The organism is Janthinobacterium sp. RA13 (genome assembly GCF_000745325.1).
Lineage (GTDB): Bacteria > Pseudomonadota > Gammaproteobacteria > Burkholderiales > Burkholderiaceae_D > Janthinobacterium > Janthinobacterium rivuli.
In genome coordinates this window covers 1,552,434-1,566,980 of record NZ_JQNP01000001.1, presented here as the reverse complement: position 1 = coordinate 1,566,980, position 14,547 = coordinate 1,552,434, and the positions used below count along the sequence as shown (strand labels likewise).

Sequence of the window (14,547 nt, the reverse complement as noted above, 5' to 3'; positions counted from 1 at the left end):
AATGAATAACAAGATCATCCTGGCCGCTTGCCTGTCCGGTGCCTTCGCTCCCGTTATGGCTGCGACCAGCGCCCAGTGCGACGGCTTGCCGCGCCTCGACGTCACCACGCCGGCCGGCTTTTGCGTGGCCGTACTGGCCGACGGCCTGAAATTCCCCCGTGGCGTGCTGCCGCTGACGAATGGCGACATCCTCGTCACCGACATGACGGGATGGGCGCCGAAGCAGGGTAAATTGTGGCTGTTGCAGCCCAAGGCGGCCGGTGGGGGCTACGAGCGCAAGCTGCTGCTCGACAAGCTCGATCGCCCGAACGGCATCGTGCAGGGACCGGACGGCATGGTCTACGTGGGCGAGGTGGGGCGCATCTTCCGCTTCGACCTGCGCGACACCACGCGCACCGTCACCGACGTGATCGGCGGCAAGGCCAAGACGCCGCGCCTGCCGGGCCTCGGTTTGCACCTGCTGACGAATATGCGCTTCAGCCCCAAGGGCGACCTGTACGTGAACGTGGGTTCCAGCACCGACCATTGCGAGAACGATGGCAAGGCGCCCGATCCAACCAAAGCCTGTCCTTCGGCGGAGGGACTGGAAGCGCTGGGCGCCATCCGCGAATACACGATGGCCTGGCCGGCCGGCACGGTGACGAGCTGGCGCACGCATGCGCGCGGCTTGCGCAACTCGATGGCGCTGGCTTTTCACCCTGCGACGGGCGAGCTGTGGCAGGCGGAAAACTCGCGCGACGCCATCCAGGCGGCCATGCCGCAACTGAAAAGCGACGAGAACCTGCCGCATGAAGAACTCAATCTGATCAAGGCCGACCGGCACTACGGCTGGCCGTACTGCTACGACGACAACGTCGCCAGTCCTGAATATCCGAAGACGGCGTGCGACGCACAATACGCGGCGCCGGAGCGCCTGCTGCCCGGCCACGCCGCGCCGCTGGGCATGACCTTTTACACGGCCAGCCGCTTCCCGGCGCTGTACAAGAATAGCCTGATCATCGGCTACCACGGCTACCGCAGCAACGGCCACCGCCTGGTGGCCCTGCTGCCCGACAAGGCCGGCGCGCCGCTGGGCAAGTCCGTTGACTTGATCAGCAACTGGGAACGCAAGGGCAAGCAGGGCAGGGGCGCGCCCGTCGACGTGAAGCAGGGGCAGGATGGCGATATCTATATGGCCGATGATCATAATGGGCTGGTGCTAAAGCTGCATTATGCGGCGCCGGGCAAACCGTAACTTTCACCGGTGTCGTACGTGTAGGTCGGACAGTGGGGCAACGCCGCGCGTAATCCGACATCATTGTTGGCTGGTGTTGTCGGGTTACGGCCTTTGGCCTAACCCGACCTACCCGACCTACGCTTGACCTCGCTCAGTGCGGGGCTGGCGCATCCTTCTACAATCAGCCAGACCTCCCTCACTGACCATGGCTGGCCATGCATGTCCCTTTCCTTTTCATTGCATTGAGCCTGTGGCTGCCCAGCGCACACGGGCAGGGCGCAGCCTATGCTCCGGCGCCGCGCCTGAGCGCCGACCAGCTGATCGCGTATTACCAGCAAGGGCTGGCCAAGGGAGCGATGGCCGATGCTGTCTTCCTGCTCGATCAGCGCTACGCCCAAGGCTACCTGGCCGGCGTGGCCGATGCGGCGCAGGGGCGGCTGTGGTGCGATACGGGCCGGCTGAAAACGGTGGAAATCGACGCGCACATCGTCGCCGAACTGAAAAAGCTGCCCGCGCGCGCCCGTCTGGGCGAAGCGTCCACCCTGATCGTCGCCATTCTGGCGCGGCGTTTTCCCTGTTCCACTCCACCACCAGGAGGCTGACGTGAAACCTGCATTCATCAAGCTGCGCGAGAATTATCCGAGCGTGGCCGCCGTCGACCAGGCGGCCCTGTTCGGCGAAATCGGCTGGGAAGACTTGATCGGCAAGGACAGCTTTGCCAATACCTGCGCCATCCGCGTCAGCCTGGCCCTGATCAAGGCCGGCGTCAAGGTCAAGGGCCGCATGGCGATCCGCAAGGGGCCGTTCAAGGGGGCGCTGATCGAACCGGGACAGGCCAAGCTGGCGCATATGCTGGCCAGCCCCTCGATGTTTGGCCCGCCCGAGAAATTCGCACGCGACGCCGCCATCGCCGGCATCGGCCAGCGCAAGGGCCTCGTCGCCTTTTTCCGCATTCCCGGTTACCTGGGTGGCGCGGGCGGGCATATCGACATCCTCTTGCCATCCATCGGCGTGAAGGTGTGCGGTTCCGAGTGCTACTGGGATTGCGCCGAAGTGTGGTTCTGGGAAATCCGTTGACGCTTATTTGAACTTCTTGCTAGAGCGTCCGCGCGAAGCCGCGTTATGCGCGCGCAGGATGGAGTCGACCCGCTCCGACGCGTCGCGCGACAGGTTTTGCGCCACGGCGATATCGGGGAAGAATTCGGGCAGGCGGTAGCTGAGCCACGCATACGCGGAATAGTAGCGGCAAGTGTCTTCCACCTGCTGCAAATTCTGCGTACCGCCGCCATACGCGTGCTGGCGCAAGGTGCTGGTTTTTCCCTGCGACAGATTCTTCGCCCAGTGTTCCCATGCCGTCTGCAAGGACGGCACTTTGCTCGATATCGGCACCAGCGACAGGGTGAACTTGTCGGCCACGGACAGCGGCAGGGTGTCGAGCCAGACGGCGCGCTCCTTCTGGTCTTCCGTGATGCGGGGGAAGAAAAAGCCGTCCGGCACGTCGATATTGTGAATGAAGCGGCGCAGCAGTTTAGACAGCGACAGTTCGCCCGTCACCGACGAAATGCGGTGCAGGTGTTCAAGCGACGGCGCCACGGCAAAGCCGCTGGTGTTGAGCGGATGCAGTTTTTCCTTCAGCAGGGCGCGCATCACTTCATGCGTCTCGTTGTCGTAGCCGGCCACCAGGCCCTCTTCATGCACGCCGTAGCGGCCCGCGCGCCCGGCGATCTGGCGCGCCAGCGCGGCGGAAATCTCTTCCTCTTCGCGGCCATTGTATTTGACGCAGGTGGTCATGACGATGCGCGCGATCGGCATGTTCAGGCCCATCGCCAGCGCATCCGTGCCGACGACGATATCGGCCGTGCCATCGCGGAAGCGCTGCGCCTGCGCGCGCCGCACTTCGGGCGACAGGTTGCCGTAGACGGTGGCCACCGACAGCCCCGTTTCCGTGATCATGTCGCGCCACATCAGCACTTCGCGGCGCGAAAAGGCGATGACGGCGTCGCCGCGGCGCAGGTTGCGCACCTTGCGCACGGCGGTCGGCTCCATCGACAAGGGCGCCATGCGTTTTAATACGTGCACTTCCAGCGGACAGTCGAGGCGTTCGGCCAGCGCCTCGATGGCGCGCCGCGCTTCGGGCGCTCCCACCAGATACACGGTGTGGGCGGGCGCGCCGCAGACGGCCGCCGTCCACGCGGCGCCCCGGTCCGGGTCGGCCAGCATCTGGATTTCATCAATGACGGCCACTTCGACGACGGTTTTCGTGTCCAGCATTTCCACCGTGCTGGCCACGTGCGTGGCGCCATCAACGACCCTGCGCTCCTCGCCCGTGATCAGGCTCACGGCCAGCGGTTTGCCATGCGGCGCGGCTTCCTGCAGGCGCTCGTAGTTTTCCAGGGCCAGCAGGCGCAAGGGCGCAAGATAGATGCCGCTTTTTGCCTTGACCAGCGCTTCCATGGCGCGGTGCGTCTTGCCGGAATTGGTGGGACCCAAAAGGGCGATGAAGCGGCGCGGCAGGCGGCGCGCCATCTCGAACGAGGCCGGATACTCGGCCAGGTTGATGCTCTGGCGCGTGCGCGCCGCATGCTGTTCTTCCTGCTGGCGCTCGATGGCGTGATGGAAGCGCTGGCGGATGCGGTCGAACACCATGCCGGCCGGTTCCGACGTCTGCATGTCGGCCAGCGTGTGCAGGAAAACCATCGGGTCCGTATCCACATCCTCGCTCAGGCCCGCGATATCGGCGACGAAATCGATCACGTGCTGGCGCAGTTCCTCGAACACGGCCGCGCTGGCCCGTTCGCGCACGAGGGCCAGCTTGGTCTCGCGGTCCATCTTGCGCCACTTGGCCGGCCGCGCCAGCACGCCTTGGCTTGGTACCAGCGCATACGGCACCACCAGGTGGCCAGCCTTGACCACGCCGGAAAAGCGCACGAAGACGCGGCCTTCCATTTTCACCAGGCGGATATGCTCGGCCAGTTCCCCCAGTTCCGCGACCAGGGTGGCGTCGTTATTGTCTTCGCTGCTGTCGGAAATGTCGGTGGAAATGTCGGGAGGAAGTGCGGAGGAAGTCATGTCGTGCCTGGGTGTTGAAGTAAGCGAGGCCGATTATACCGTCGATGGCGGTGGGCGGTGGTGGCCAGGCCTGGTGCTTGCATGTTCAGGCGGCACGCGCGTGCACCAGGCGCAGGCCCCAGCCCGTGGCGATCTTGCCGTCGCTTCCTTGCAGATATGCCACGACATCCAGGAACGCGCCGCGCAGGCGCTGCCTGCCGCCGTCGTCCAGGCGGTCGATATCGTAGGTGTCCAGCAGGGCGGCCCACAGTTCGCCCGGCGTGGGCGTCCATGGGACGTCGATGTCGTCAAATTCAACGTCTGCAAAACTGCCATCGAGCAGTTCCCTCCAGCCGGCTTCCGACCCCGTGCGGCGGTCGCCCAAGCGCAGAGGCGGCAGCTCGGTGCTGGCGATCGGTTTGAACACGCGCATGAAAACGTCGTTCACTTCGCCCAGCAAGAACGTCCTGCCGACAATGGCGGCGAACTGGCCAGCGGGGCGCAGCACGCGGCGGATTTCACGCACGACTTGTTCGATGTCGTTCATCAGCATCAGCGCCATGTGCGAAACGAGATAGTCGACGCTGGCCGATGGCAGGTCGAGCGCCTGGCCGCGCCCTGGCAGCAGATGCACGGACGGGGGCAGGGCGGCGCGCGCGACGGCCAGTTCAGCCTGGCTCATGTCGATGCCGAGCAGTTGCAGCCGGGCTTGCCGCCTGGCTGCCAGCAAACCCAGCAGATGGCCGTCGCCGCAGGCCAGGTCGAGCACGGTCAATGGCGTGTCCACTTCCGGGACCAGGCTGGTCAGCACATGGTAGGACGAGATCCAGCTACCAGCGGGGGAACTGGCCGGCAGATGAGCAAACGCGGCGCTGGTCGCGCCGACTTGCCTTTGATGAAAGTCCTGCAAATAAGTTTCGGCCGCTGTCAGTAGGGTCATGCAAGGTCCGCAAAGTCGTCGCGCCTGGCGCCGGATGGCCATCTTAGCATGGAGAAAATTTCACCAGCGGTGGTACCGGATGGCGTGCTGAGCTTTCTTATTCAGGGCGCCATTGCGCCAGATCAGAGGGCAAACAGTAGAAAACGCTCACAGTACCTGAACCCTTTTCGCCGCGAGCTGATTCTGCCTTGATTCTGCCTTCTTATGCGCACCCTGATACTCGGCTTTGCCGCTGGCGCTGCCTGGTTGCAGACGCAGGCAAGTTTGCCGCCGTACGCGGGCGTGCTGTTGTGGGTGATCGCTGGCATAGGGTTGACGGCTAGTCTGCTGCTGCGCAGTCACGTGCGCTGGCGCTTCGGCTGGCGTTCCATTGTTGCGCTTGCCGCTGGCGTGGGACTGGGTTTTTACTGGGCGGCCTGGCTGGCCCAGGCCGCCATGGCGCCGCAACTGGCGCTGGCCGATGAAGGACAGGATATTGTTGTCACGGGCACTGTGGTCAGTCTGCCGTACCGCTTCGAGCAGGGCGTGCGCTTCAATTTTGCTGTGGAGAAGGCAGTTGGGGCGAAGGTGCCGCCTTTGATCGCGCTGTCCTGGTACGCGGGGTTTCGTGACGAAGTGACGAACGTCGTGGGCGACGTGCAGCCGGGCGAGCGCTGGCGCCTGACGGTGCGGCTGCAGCGTCCGCACGGCAATGCGAACCCGATGGGTTTTGACTACGAAGCGTGGCTGCTGGAGCAGGGCGTGCGCGCCACGGGCTATGTACGGCCGCAGCCGCGCGCAGACACTCCGAACGTGCGCCTGGCTGCCTTCGTGCCCGGCTTTGGCAATATGGTGGAGGCCAGCCGCGCGGCCTTGCGCGCGCGGATTTTGCGCAGCCTGGAAGGCAAGCAGTATGCGGGCGTGATCGTGGCGCTGGTGGTGGGCGACCAGCGCGCCATACCCCAGTCGGACTGGCAAGTGTTCAACCGCACGGGCGTGAGCCATTTGATTTCGATTTCAGGCTTGCACATCACCATGATCGCGGGACTCTTCGCCCTGGGCGCGGGCGCCCTGTGGCGGCGCTCGTTTTTTACCGATTGGCAACTGCCCTTGCGCTTGCCGGCGCAAAAGGTGGCGGCGCTGGCCGGCGCGCTGGCGGCATTTGTGTATGTGCTGCTGGCCGGCTTTGGCGTGCCCGCGCAGCGCACCTTGTATATGTTGCTGGTGGTCGCGCTGGCCTTGTGGCTGGGACGCATCACCAGCATAGGCCATATCCTGTGTCTGGCGCTGGGCGTGGTCGTGCTGCTCGACCCGTGGGCCGTGCTGTGGCCCGGTTTCTGGCTGTCGTTCGGCGCCGTCGCCACCATGCTGTACGCGACGGCAGGGCGCACCACGGCGCCGATGCCGCTGCAGGCCGGACGCTGGCGCCGTCTGCGCGCGGCCGTGGCGCTGGGCGCGCATACGCAGTATGTGGTGACGGTGGGACTGGTGCCGTTGACGATGCTGCTGTTCTCGCAAGTCTCGCTGGTCAGCCCCGTGGCCAATGCGCTGGCCATCCCCATCATCAGCCTGGTCGTCACGCCCTTGTCCCTGGCTGGCAGCCTGCTGCCGACGCCCCTGTCCGATGGATTGCTGCTGCTGGCGCATGCCATCGTGCAGATGCTGGCGCAGGTGCTCGAGTGGCTGGGCGCGCGCCGCTTTGCCGTGTGGACGGCGCCCGCGCCGCCAATGTGGAGTTTTTGCTGGGCATTGCTTGGCACGGCATGGCTGCTGGCGCCACGGGGATGGCCGCATCGCTGGGCGGGCATGCTGGGCTGGCTGCCGCTGCTGACGGCCTTACCGTCCAGCCCGCCGCCGGGCCACATGTGGATCACGGCTTTTGACGTGGGACAAGGCATGGCCGTGCTGGTGGAAACGCATGATCACCGCCTGCTGTACGACACGGGACCCGCCTACAGTCTCGACTCCGATGGCGCCAGCCGGGTCATCGTGCCTTACTTGCGCGCACGCGGCATAGGCAAGCTCGACGGCGTGATCATTTCCCACAGCGACCTCGATCACGCGGGCGGCGCCATGTCCCTGCTGGAAAACGTGCAGGTGGGCTGGCTGGCCTCGTCGCTGTTCGAAGGCCACCCGGCCGTCGAGGCGCGGCGGGAGTCGCACCGCCCCTATCTGCATTGCGTGGCCGGTCAAAGCTGGACCTGGGAAGGCGTGCACTTCGCCATGTTGCACCCTTTGCCGGCCAGCCACATGGACATTGCCCTGAAGCCGAACGCCCGCAGCTGCACCGTGAAAATCACGGCTGGCAAGCACGCGATCTTGCTGGCCGGCGATATCGAAGCGGCGCAGGAGGCGCAATTGCTGGCTCGTTCTGCGGAGGACGAACTGGCCGCCGACGTGCTGCTGGCGCCGCATCACGGCAGTGGGACGTCTTCCACGCAGGCATTTTTGAACGCCGTCCATCCGACCCTGGCTATTTTTCAGGTCGGGCACAGGAATCGCTATAAACATCCGAAGGCGCAAGTGTATGCGCGCTATGGCGACATGGGCATTGCCCGGCTGCGCACGGATGTGGAAGGCGCGGTGGTGCTGGAGTTTGGGGAGGGGATAGCTGTGACGCGGTATCGGGACAGCCGGCCGCGTTATTGGCATGGGCGCTAGTGCATGCATGTTACGCTTGAAAAACCATCTTCACAGGAGTCCGGCTTGAACTCTTCCAGCACGTCCTATTTTGTCAACTTGGCCCAAGCCACAGACATCGACGCCATCACGGTCTTGCTGCAAGCCAACTCCCCCTCGCAAGGCGGCAGCCTGACGGGCGAGTTTTCGCGCGACGAGGTGGCCGGCATGGCGGATGGCGCGTCGCCCGTCATCGTTGCGCGGCGCATGGCGGACGGGCCTGTCGTTGGCGTGCTGTTCAGCGCGGCGCCAGCCACTGCGCAGGCGTCCGTGATATTGGCCATGCTGGCCGCGTATGCGGCAAGTGACAACGCCTATGTGTACGGCCCTGTCTGCATTGCGGAGTCGGAGCGGGGGCAGGGCTTGCTGGCGCTGCTGTACGCTGCCATGCGTGAGCAGCATGGGGGCGCGGAGGCGGTGCTGTTCATCCGGCGCGATAATCCCGGCTCGCTGCGCGCGCATGAACGGCTGGGCATGCGCGAGGTGGCCGCCTTTGTCTTCGACGGCGCGCAGTTCGCCGTGTACAGCGATGCTATCGTCGCGACATAGTTGCTAAATGACCCGTTCATCGGGTATCTCCAACCCCCGCTGCCGCACATATTCCAGAAACAACCTTGCTCCCTTGGCCATCCTCGAGGTGCCATACACGGCATGGATGCTGGGATCGAGCTCTTTTGACGACGTCAGCCGGTACGCCGTGCAGACCCGGCGCAGGGTGCCGGCGGCCACGGCGGGCTCGGCCAGCCAGCTGGCCAGGCGCACGATGCCGGCGCCTTCGAGGGCCGCCTGGAAGGTGGCGATACCGGAAGTGAAGCGGAAGCGCGGCTGTACCTGGTAGCGCACGTTGCGTTCGCTGGAAACGAAATGCCAGTCGCGCAGGATGCGCGGGGCCGAGTGCATGATGATGTCGTGGCCGGCCAGCTCTTCCGGTTCCTCGGGCGCGCCCATGCGTTCGATATAGGCGGGCGAGGCGTACATGTAGCGGCGGTAATTCCACAGAGGGTAGCCGATCAGCTCGCTCGACTGGGGGAAGGCGCCGCGGATGGCAAAGTCCAGCTTTTCCTGGATAGGGTCGATCGATTTATCCGAGAAATGGATGTCCACTGACACGTTCGGGTAGTCGCGCGAAAACTGTGCCACCACTTTCGGCAGAAAACCCAGCGACAGGATTTCCGGCGCGGAAAGGCGCACCCAGCCTTGCGGCGAGTTGCTCAATTCCGCCAATTGGTCTTCCGCCTCGGCCTGCGTTTCCAGCAAGTGTTTGGCCGACGCGTAATACGTTTCGCCGGCCGTCGTCAGGGTGAACTGCTTTTGCGTGCGCAGGATCAGCTCGGCGCCGATGGCGTCTTCGAGGAACTGGATGGCGCGCGTGACGGCCGACGGCGAGCGTCCCAGCATGCGCGCCGCGTGGATAAAGCTGCGCTTTTCGACTACGGTACAGAAGGCGCGGATCTCCCACATCAGTTTCATCGACATCGGTGACTCCCGGCAAAAGAGGCCAGTAGACCGCATGGAGCGCATTCCGTCAAGCGTTACGCCTGATTGCGTTTTCCGCAATATGAAGTTGCATCCGGAAAAATCCACGGCGCCTATACTGCCGCTGTCGCCCATTCCTCCTTGCCTATCATGCTGACCATCTCGCTGCTGTGTTTATTTGCCTTCTTTGCCGGCCTGATCGATGCCGCCGTAGGCGGGGGTGGGCTGATACAGCTGCCGGCCCTGTTCAACCTGATGCCGAACATGGCCTCGACCTCGTTGCTGGGCACGAATAAACTGGCGTCCGCCTGCGGCACCACGTTTGCCGCCCGTTCCTTCGTTGGCAAGGTGCACATTCCGTGGTTGCTGGTGCTGCCGGCCGTGGCCAGCGCCTTCATCATGTCGTTTATTGGTGCGGCCGCCGTGTCCTACGTGCCGCAGCAGGTGGTGCGCCCGATGGTGCTGGTGTTGATCATCATCATGGCCATCTACACCTTCATCAAGAAGGATTTCGGCACGACGCGCGAAGCGCGCCCCATCGGTCCGCGCGAACGCATCCTCGCCATCGTCATCGGCGGCGCCATCGGCTTTTATGACGGCCTGTTCGGTCCAGGCACGGGCAGTTTCCTGATTTTCCTGTTCATCCGCGTCTTCGGCTTCGATTTCATCCTCGCCTCGGCCTGCTCGAAGCTGGTGAATATCGCCACCAACGTTGCCGCGCTGGCCTTCTTCATTCCCGCCGGCCACGTGGTCTACGCCGTGGCCGCACCGATGGCTGTGTGCAATATCCTGGGCGCCTTGACGGGCACCTGGATCGCCGTGCGCCGCGGCGCCGCCTTCGTGCGCATCCTCTTCCTCGTGCTGCTGGTGCTGCTCATCGTCAAGTTGTCCTACGACATCTTCTTCAAGTAAGTTTTGATAGATAACAAGAGCGACAACAAGCCATGAAAACCATCCAGGGCGTGCTGTGGGACAACGATGGCGTGCTGGTCAACACCGAGCAGCTGTTTTACGAAAGCAACCGCGACTTGCTCTTGCCCTACGGCATAGACCTGACGCCGAAGCAATTTTTTGACTGGTTCCTGGACAATAACTATGGCGCCTGGCATGTGCTGCTGGGGCAGGGCCACGACATCGAGCTGGTCGAGCGCCTGCGGGCCGAGCGCACCGTGCTGTTTGCGCAGCGCCTGCGCCTGGCGCGGCAGCTGGCCATGCCCGGCGTCAAGCAAGTGCTGGCGGCGCTGCGCCCGCACGTGGCCATGGGCGTGGTCACCAGTGCTTATGAACAGCATTTCCGGATCAGCCATGCGGCCACGGACTTGTTGCAACATTTCGACTTCGTGCTGACGCGTGAAATGTATGGCGACAGCAAGCCGGCGCCCGACGGCTACCAGCTGGGCTTGCAGCGCCTGGGCCTGGCCGCCGCCGACTGCGTGGCCGTGGAAGATTCGCCGCGCGGCTTGCGCGCCGCCAATGCGGCGGGGCTGGAATGCATCGTCGTGCGCAATCAGATGAACCGTCATCACGCGTTTGACGACGCTTTTTGCGTGGTGGATTCAAACGCGGAGCTGGGCGAGGTACTGGCTTCGTTCGTGCCCGGCATGACGCGGTCGCAGGGACAATTAGAGGCCTTCCTCTGATCCGTCTTGCCGGCATGCCATTACAATTGTTTATCGCATTCACCGGCACCGTCCCACGATGACCCTCCCGCAACTGCACTTTGCCCACGCCAACAGTTATCCTGCTGGCACCTACCGCAAGCTGTTTGGCTTGCTGGGCCAGCACTACACCGTGCAGGCGCTCGACATGCACGCGCACGACCCGAATTATCCCGTCAGCACGGGCTGGCCCGAGCTGGTGCGCGAATATATCGACGAGCTCGAACGGCGCTACAGCGCGCCCGTCATCCTCGTCGGCCATTCGCTGGGCGGCATGCTCAGCGTGATGGTGGCCAAGCAGCGGCCCGACCTCGTGCGCTGCGTGGTCTTGCTCGATTCGCCTGTGGTGGCGGGCTGGCGCGCCTTGCTGGTGCGCCTGGCGCGCAACACGGCGCTGGGCGAGCGGTTCTCGCCGTCACGTTTTTCCGCCCGGCGGCGCAAGCTGTGGCCCGATGCGCAAGCGGCGTATGAGCATTTTGCCGCCAAGGACATGTTCGCCATCTGGGCGCCGCAGGTCTTGCGCGACTACATCGACAGCGGCCTGGTGCCCCATCCGGAAGGGGTGCAGCTGCGCTTTACGCGCGAAGTGGAAACGGACGTCTACCGCAGCTTGCCGCACCATATTGGCGGCCTCGTCAAGGACGGTTTTCCCGTGCCCATCGGTTTTATCGGCGGCACGGAATCGGTGGAATGCCGGCAAGCGGGCTTGACGGCCACGCGCAAGCTGGTCGGCAAGTTTTTCCGCCAGGTGCCGGGCGGCCATCTGTTTCCCATGGAAAACCCGGAACTGACGGCGCAAGTGGTGCGCGAGATGATCACGGCATTGCTGGCGAAGCAATAGAATATCGCCGAGGATTTTCAGGCGATGGGGGCCAACGGCGGCGGATTTTCGCGTAAAATCCTGCCATCCGGGCCGCGCCTGCAGCAGGCGTGCGGCCCCAGCCATTCCGATATTCTAGAAAGATACCCCTGCGATGACGATTAAAAGCGATAAATGGATACGCCGCATGGCGGAAACAACGGGCATGATCGAGCCGTTCGAACCGGGCCAGGTCAAGGAGCGCGACGGCAACCGTATCGTGTCCTATGGCACGTCCAGCTATGGTTATGACATCCGTTGCGCCGACGAGTTCAAGTTGTTCACCAATATCAACACCACCATCGTCGACCCGAAGGATTTTGACGCGAATAATTTCGTCGACGTATCGGGCAAGGGCTATTGCATCATCCCGCCGAACTCGTTCGCGCTGGCCCGTACGGTCGAGTATTTCCGCATTCCACGCAATGTGCTGACGATTTGCCTGGGTAAGAGCACCTATGCCCGTTGCGGCATCATCGTCAACGTCACCCCGTTCGAACCGGAATGGGAAGGTTTTGTGACCCTGGAGTTTTCCAACACGACACCGTTGCCGGCGAAAATCTACGCCAACGAAGGCGTGGCGCAAGTGCTGTTCTTCGAGTCCGATGAAGTGTGCGAAACGTCGTACAAGGACCGCGGCGGCAAATACCAGGGCCAGGTCGGCGTGACCTTGCCGAAGACCTGATCGCAGCGAAGGGCGGGGCGCCCGCCGGCTTAGCCGTCTTTACCTGCCTTTACACCCGCCGACCTACATCCGCGCGCCATGCCTGCCGTTAACCTTGGTATTGAAACACTGAGGAGGCAGTATGGTAGCGGCAATCGGTTCAGGCGGTGCAGTCGGCGCAGTCGGCGCGGCCAGTAGCGCCAGTGCGGGCAGCGGTTCGCAGATCGCGGCGCTGCAAAAGCAGATCACGGCGGCGCAAAAGCAGTTGACGGAGTCGCAGAAGGGCGAGCAGACGGAGGCGTCGCAAAAGCTGCAGCAGCAGCTGGCGCAGCAAATCCAGGCCTTGCAGGCGCAAATTGCCCAGTTGCAAGCTGCCGCCGCGCAGGCGCAGCAAGACGCTCAGCCGGCCAGCAGCGCCGATACGGCGACGAGTCCGGCCCAATCGACCTCGTCGACCTTGGGCAGCATCATCGATACGCAGGCCTAACAGCAGATACGCACGGATAAAACGCCAGGCTCGCCGACAGGTCAGCCTGGCGTTTTGACGGGCAACAACATTTCCACGCACAGTCCGCCACCGCTGCGCAAGCTGGCACTGATGCGGCCGCCATGGGCGCTGATGACGTGCCGGGCGATGGCCAGGCCCAGGCCGTGGCCATCCGTGCTGTGCTGGGTATTGCTGGCACGGAAGAACGGTTCAAAAATGCGGGTCAGGTCGGCGCTGGCCACGCCGGGGCCACGGTCCAGTACGGCGATGCGCAGCCAATCCTGCTTGCCATCATGCTGGCGCGACAGCTCCACGTTTACCGTGCCGCCATCGGGGCTGTGCTTGACGGCATTGCGCACGACGTTTTCCACGGCGCGGGCCAGCAGTTCCGGCTGACCCGTGACGCTGGCGTCCGCCGTGGCGGCGTCACCCGTCAGGTTGATGCCCAGCAGGCGCGCCCTGGCTTCATAGCGGGCGTCGTCCACGATGTCGTGCACGAGATCGGCGATGCTGACGTCTTCGCTGTGCGTGTGCCCGGCACCGGCTTGCGCGGCGCCGGCCTCCAGCCGTGACAGGGTCAGCAGTTCACCGATCAGTTTATCCATGCGCTCGCTTTCGCGTTCGATGCGCTGCATCGAGGCGGCCATTTTTTCCGGCTGCTGGTGCGCCAGACCGATGGCGGCCTGCAAGCGCGCCAGCGGGGAGCGCAGCTCGTGCGACACATCATGCAGCAAGCGCGTCTGGCTATCCATCAGGCTGCGCAAGCGGCCCGTCATGCGGTCGAAATCGCGGCCCAGGTCCGTCAATTCATCGCCGCGCTTGCCGCTGGCGTGAAAGCGCGGCGCCAGGTTGCCGTGCGAGGCGGCCTCGAACGCCTGCCGCAAGTCGCGGATGGGGCGGGCAAAATACCAGGCCAGCAAAAAGGCAAACAGCAAACTGGCGGCGATGGCGGCGGCCAGGGGGATGAAGTTGCGGTAGGGCGTGTCCATGCGCGGCGGCATGCCGCGGCCGAATTCGCCGCGTGGCGGCGGCGCGCCTGCTTCGTGGGGCCTTGGGCCGGCTCCCATGGCGCGCGGGCCGCTCATGGCGACGGCGATGAGCGTGTCGCGCGCGGCACCCGCCTCGGCATTGCGGAAGCGTTCGGACGAGGGCAGGAACAGCAGGTAGCGCTTGCCGTCGCTGCCGGCCGCTTCGCGCACGACGGGATGGGCCTGGCCCTGCTCCAGCATGGCGCGCGCCTTGGCCAGCATGGCGGGATGCACCGTGCGGCCCATCAGTTCTTGTCCTTTGGCATCGACGGCAAACACGCGCATGCGTTCGAGCTTGCCCAGGAATTGCCGCAAGGCCTGGCTGCCGCCCGCTTCCACGGTGGCGCTGGCGGCCTCGATGATCATTTGCGCGGGCGGACTGGTGTCGATGTCGAGGGCCCGTTCCTGCTGCGCTGCCCGGTTTTTCAGCCAGAAGGTGCCGCCGATGCCGATGGTGGCCGTCACTTGCGCCAGCATGATGCACAGAAAAAACTTCCAGAACAGACGGCCCAC

14 protein-coding genes are annotated in these 14,547 nt (G+C 64.2%); 10 read left to right on the top strand and 4 right to left on the bottom strand.

Annotated features, from left to right (window positions below; genetic code table 11):
* Nucleotide 1: 1 nt before the first annotated feature.
* The 3 genes from FG13_RS06745 to FG13_RS06735 all read left to right on the top strand — a co-directional run bounded on the left by FG13_RS06745 (nucleotide 2) and on the right by FG13_RS06735 (nucleotide 2,293).
* A complete protein-coding gene (locus tag FG13_RS06745) occupies nucleotides 2-1,234 on the top strand; it encodes a PQQ-dependent sugar dehydrogenase (RefSeq protein WP_035819557.1) in 1,233 nt (410 codons plus the stop codon).
* A 197-nt stretch (nucleotides 1,235-1,431) separates the two neighbouring features.
* Nucleotides 1,432-1,818 (top strand): Rap1a/Tai family immunity protein, encoded by a 387-nt coding sequence (locus FG13_RS28800; protein ID WP_152598702.1) that lies wholly within the window; start codon nucleotides 1,432-1,434, stop codon nucleotides 1,816-1,818.
* A gap of 1 nt (nucleotide 1,819) precedes the next feature.
* Nucleotides 1,820-2,293 carry a T6SS effector amidase Tae4 family protein gene (locus FG13_RS06735; RefSeq protein ID WP_035819555.1) on the top strand — a complete coding sequence of 158 codons (474 nt, stop codon included), beginning with the start codon at nucleotides 1,820-1,822 and terminating at the stop codon, nucleotides 2,291-2,293.
* 3 nt (nucleotides 2,294-2,296) lie between these two features.
* On the opposite strand, the gene FG13_RS06730 is transcribed toward FG13_RS06735, so the two are convergent.
* Nucleotides 2,297-4,285: a helicase-related protein gene (locus FG13_RS06730; protein ID WP_035819553.1), complete on the bottom strand. Its 1,989-nt coding sequence runs from the start codon at nucleotides 4,283-4,285 to the stop codon at nucleotides 2,297-2,299.
* A gap of 85 nt (nucleotides 4,286-4,370) precedes the next feature.
* The gene (locus tag FG13_RS06725) at nucleotides 4,371-5,204 is read right to left on the bottom strand and encodes a class I SAM-dependent methyltransferase (protein WP_035819551.1); all 834 of its coding nucleotides are present in this window, start codon (nucleotides 5,202-5,204) and stop codon (nucleotides 4,371-4,373) included.
* A gap of 204 nt (nucleotides 5,205-5,408) precedes the next feature.
* On the opposite strand from FG13_RS06725, the gene FG13_RS06720 reads away from it, so the two are divergent.
* Nucleotides 5,409-7,844: a DNA internalization-related competence protein ComEC/Rec2 gene (locus FG13_RS06720; protein ID WP_035819549.1), complete on the top strand. Its 2,436-nt coding sequence runs from the start codon at nucleotides 5,409-5,411 to the stop codon at nucleotides 7,842-7,844.
* Nucleotides 7,845-7,889: 45 nt separating this feature from the next.
* The gene (locus FG13_RS06715) at nucleotides 7,890-8,411 is read left to right on the top strand and encodes an N-acetyltransferase (protein WP_035819548.1); all 522 of its coding nucleotides are present in this window, start codon (nucleotides 7,890-7,892) and stop codon (nucleotides 8,409-8,411) included.
* A gap of 3 nt (nucleotides 8,412-8,414) precedes the next feature.
* Here FG13_RS06715 and FG13_RS06710 read toward each other — a convergent pair whose 3' ends face one another.
* Complete coding sequence (locus tag FG13_RS06710) at nucleotides 8,415-9,338, bottom strand: LysR family transcriptional regulator (protein WP_035819547.1); 924 nt, start codon at nucleotides 9,336-9,338, stop codon at nucleotides 8,415-8,417.
* A 150-nt stretch (nucleotides 9,339-9,488) separates the two neighbouring features.
* Between FG13_RS06710 and FG13_RS06705 the strand changes: the two genes are divergently transcribed.
* From FG13_RS06705 to FG13_RS06685, 5 genes are all read left to right on the top strand, one after another.
* Nucleotides 9,489-10,250, top strand: coding sequence for a sulfite exporter TauE/SafE family protein (locus FG13_RS06705; protein WP_035819546.1), 762 nt, complete (start codon nucleotides 9,489-9,491; stop codon nucleotides 10,248-10,250).
* Nucleotides 10,251-10,282: 32 nt separating this feature from the next.
* Complete coding sequence (locus FG13_RS06700; protein WP_051958671.1) at nucleotides 10,283-10,978, top strand: HAD family hydrolase; 696 nt, start codon at nucleotides 10,283-10,285, stop codon at nucleotides 10,976-10,978.
* A 58-nt stretch (nucleotides 10,979-11,036) separates the two neighbouring features.
* Entirely contained in the window at nucleotides 11,037-11,837 is an 801-nt protein-coding gene (locus FG13_RS06695; protein ID WP_035819545.1) for an alpha/beta fold hydrolase, read from the top strand.
* A 133-nt stretch (nucleotides 11,838-11,970) separates the two neighbouring features.
* Entirely contained in the window at nucleotides 11,971-12,540 is a 570-nt protein-coding gene (gene dcd, locus FG13_RS06690) for a dCTP deaminase (protein ID WP_035819543.1), read from the top strand.
* A 121-nt stretch (nucleotides 12,541-12,661) separates the two neighbouring features.
* Nucleotides 12,662-13,006, top strand: a complete 345-nt coding sequence (locus FG13_RS06685) for a FlxA-like family protein (RefSeq protein WP_051958669.1) — start codon at nucleotides 12,662-12,664, stop codon at nucleotides 13,004-13,006.
* A gap of 41 nt (nucleotides 13,007-13,047) precedes the next feature.
* Here FG13_RS06685 and FG13_RS06680 read toward each other — a convergent pair whose 3' ends face one another.
* The gene (locus FG13_RS06680; protein ID WP_035819541.1) at nucleotides 13,048-14,547 is read right to left on the bottom strand and encodes a sensor histidine kinase; all 1,500 of its coding nucleotides are present in this window, start codon (nucleotides 14,545-14,547) and stop codon (nucleotides 13,048-13,050) included.

Bases quoted from the DNA above. Each gene is read 5' to 3' on its own strand.
- dcd (WP_035819543.1), top strand. From the start codon at position 11,971: ATGACGATTAAAAGCGATAAATGGATACGCCGCATGGCGGAAACAACG.
- FG13_RS06685 (WP_051958669.1), top strand. From the start codon at position 12,662: ATGGTAGCGGCAATCGGTTCAGGCGGTGCAGTCGGCGCAGTCGGCGCG.
- FG13_RS06730 (WP_035819553.1), bottom strand. From the start codon at position 4,285: ATGACTTCCTCCGCACTTCCTCCCGACATTTCCACCGACATTTCCGAC.
- FG13_RS06710 (WP_035819547.1), bottom strand. From the start codon at position 9,338: ATGTCGATGAAACTGATGTGGGAGATCCGCGCCTTCTGTACCGTAGTC.
- FG13_RS06695 (WP_035819545.1), top strand. From the start codon at position 11,037: ATGACCCTCCCGCAACTGCACTTTGCCCACGCCAACAGTTATCCTGCT.
- FG13_RS06700 (WP_051958671.1), top strand. From the start codon at position 10,283: ATGAAAACCATCCAGGGCGTGCTGTGGGACAACGATGGCGTGCTGGTC.
- FG13_RS06745 (WP_035819557.1), top strand. From the start codon at position 2: ATGAATAACAAGATCATCCTGGCCGCTTGCCTGTCCGGTGCCTTCGCT.
- FG13_RS06720 (WP_035819549.1), top strand. From the start codon at position 5,409: ATGCGCACCCTGATACTCGGCTTTGCCGCTGGCGCTGCCTGGTTGCAG.
- FG13_RS06705 (WP_035819546.1), top strand. From the start codon at position 9,489: ATGCTGACCATCTCGCTGCTGTGTTTATTTGCCTTCTTTGCCGGCCTG.
- FG13_RS28800 (WP_152598702.1), top strand. From the start codon at position 1,432: ATGCATGTCCCTTTCCTTTTCATTGCATTGAGCCTGTGGCTGCCCAGC.
- FG13_RS06725 (WP_035819551.1), bottom strand. From the start codon at position 5,204: ATGACCCTACTGACAGCGGCCGAAACTTATTTGCAGGACTTTCATCAA.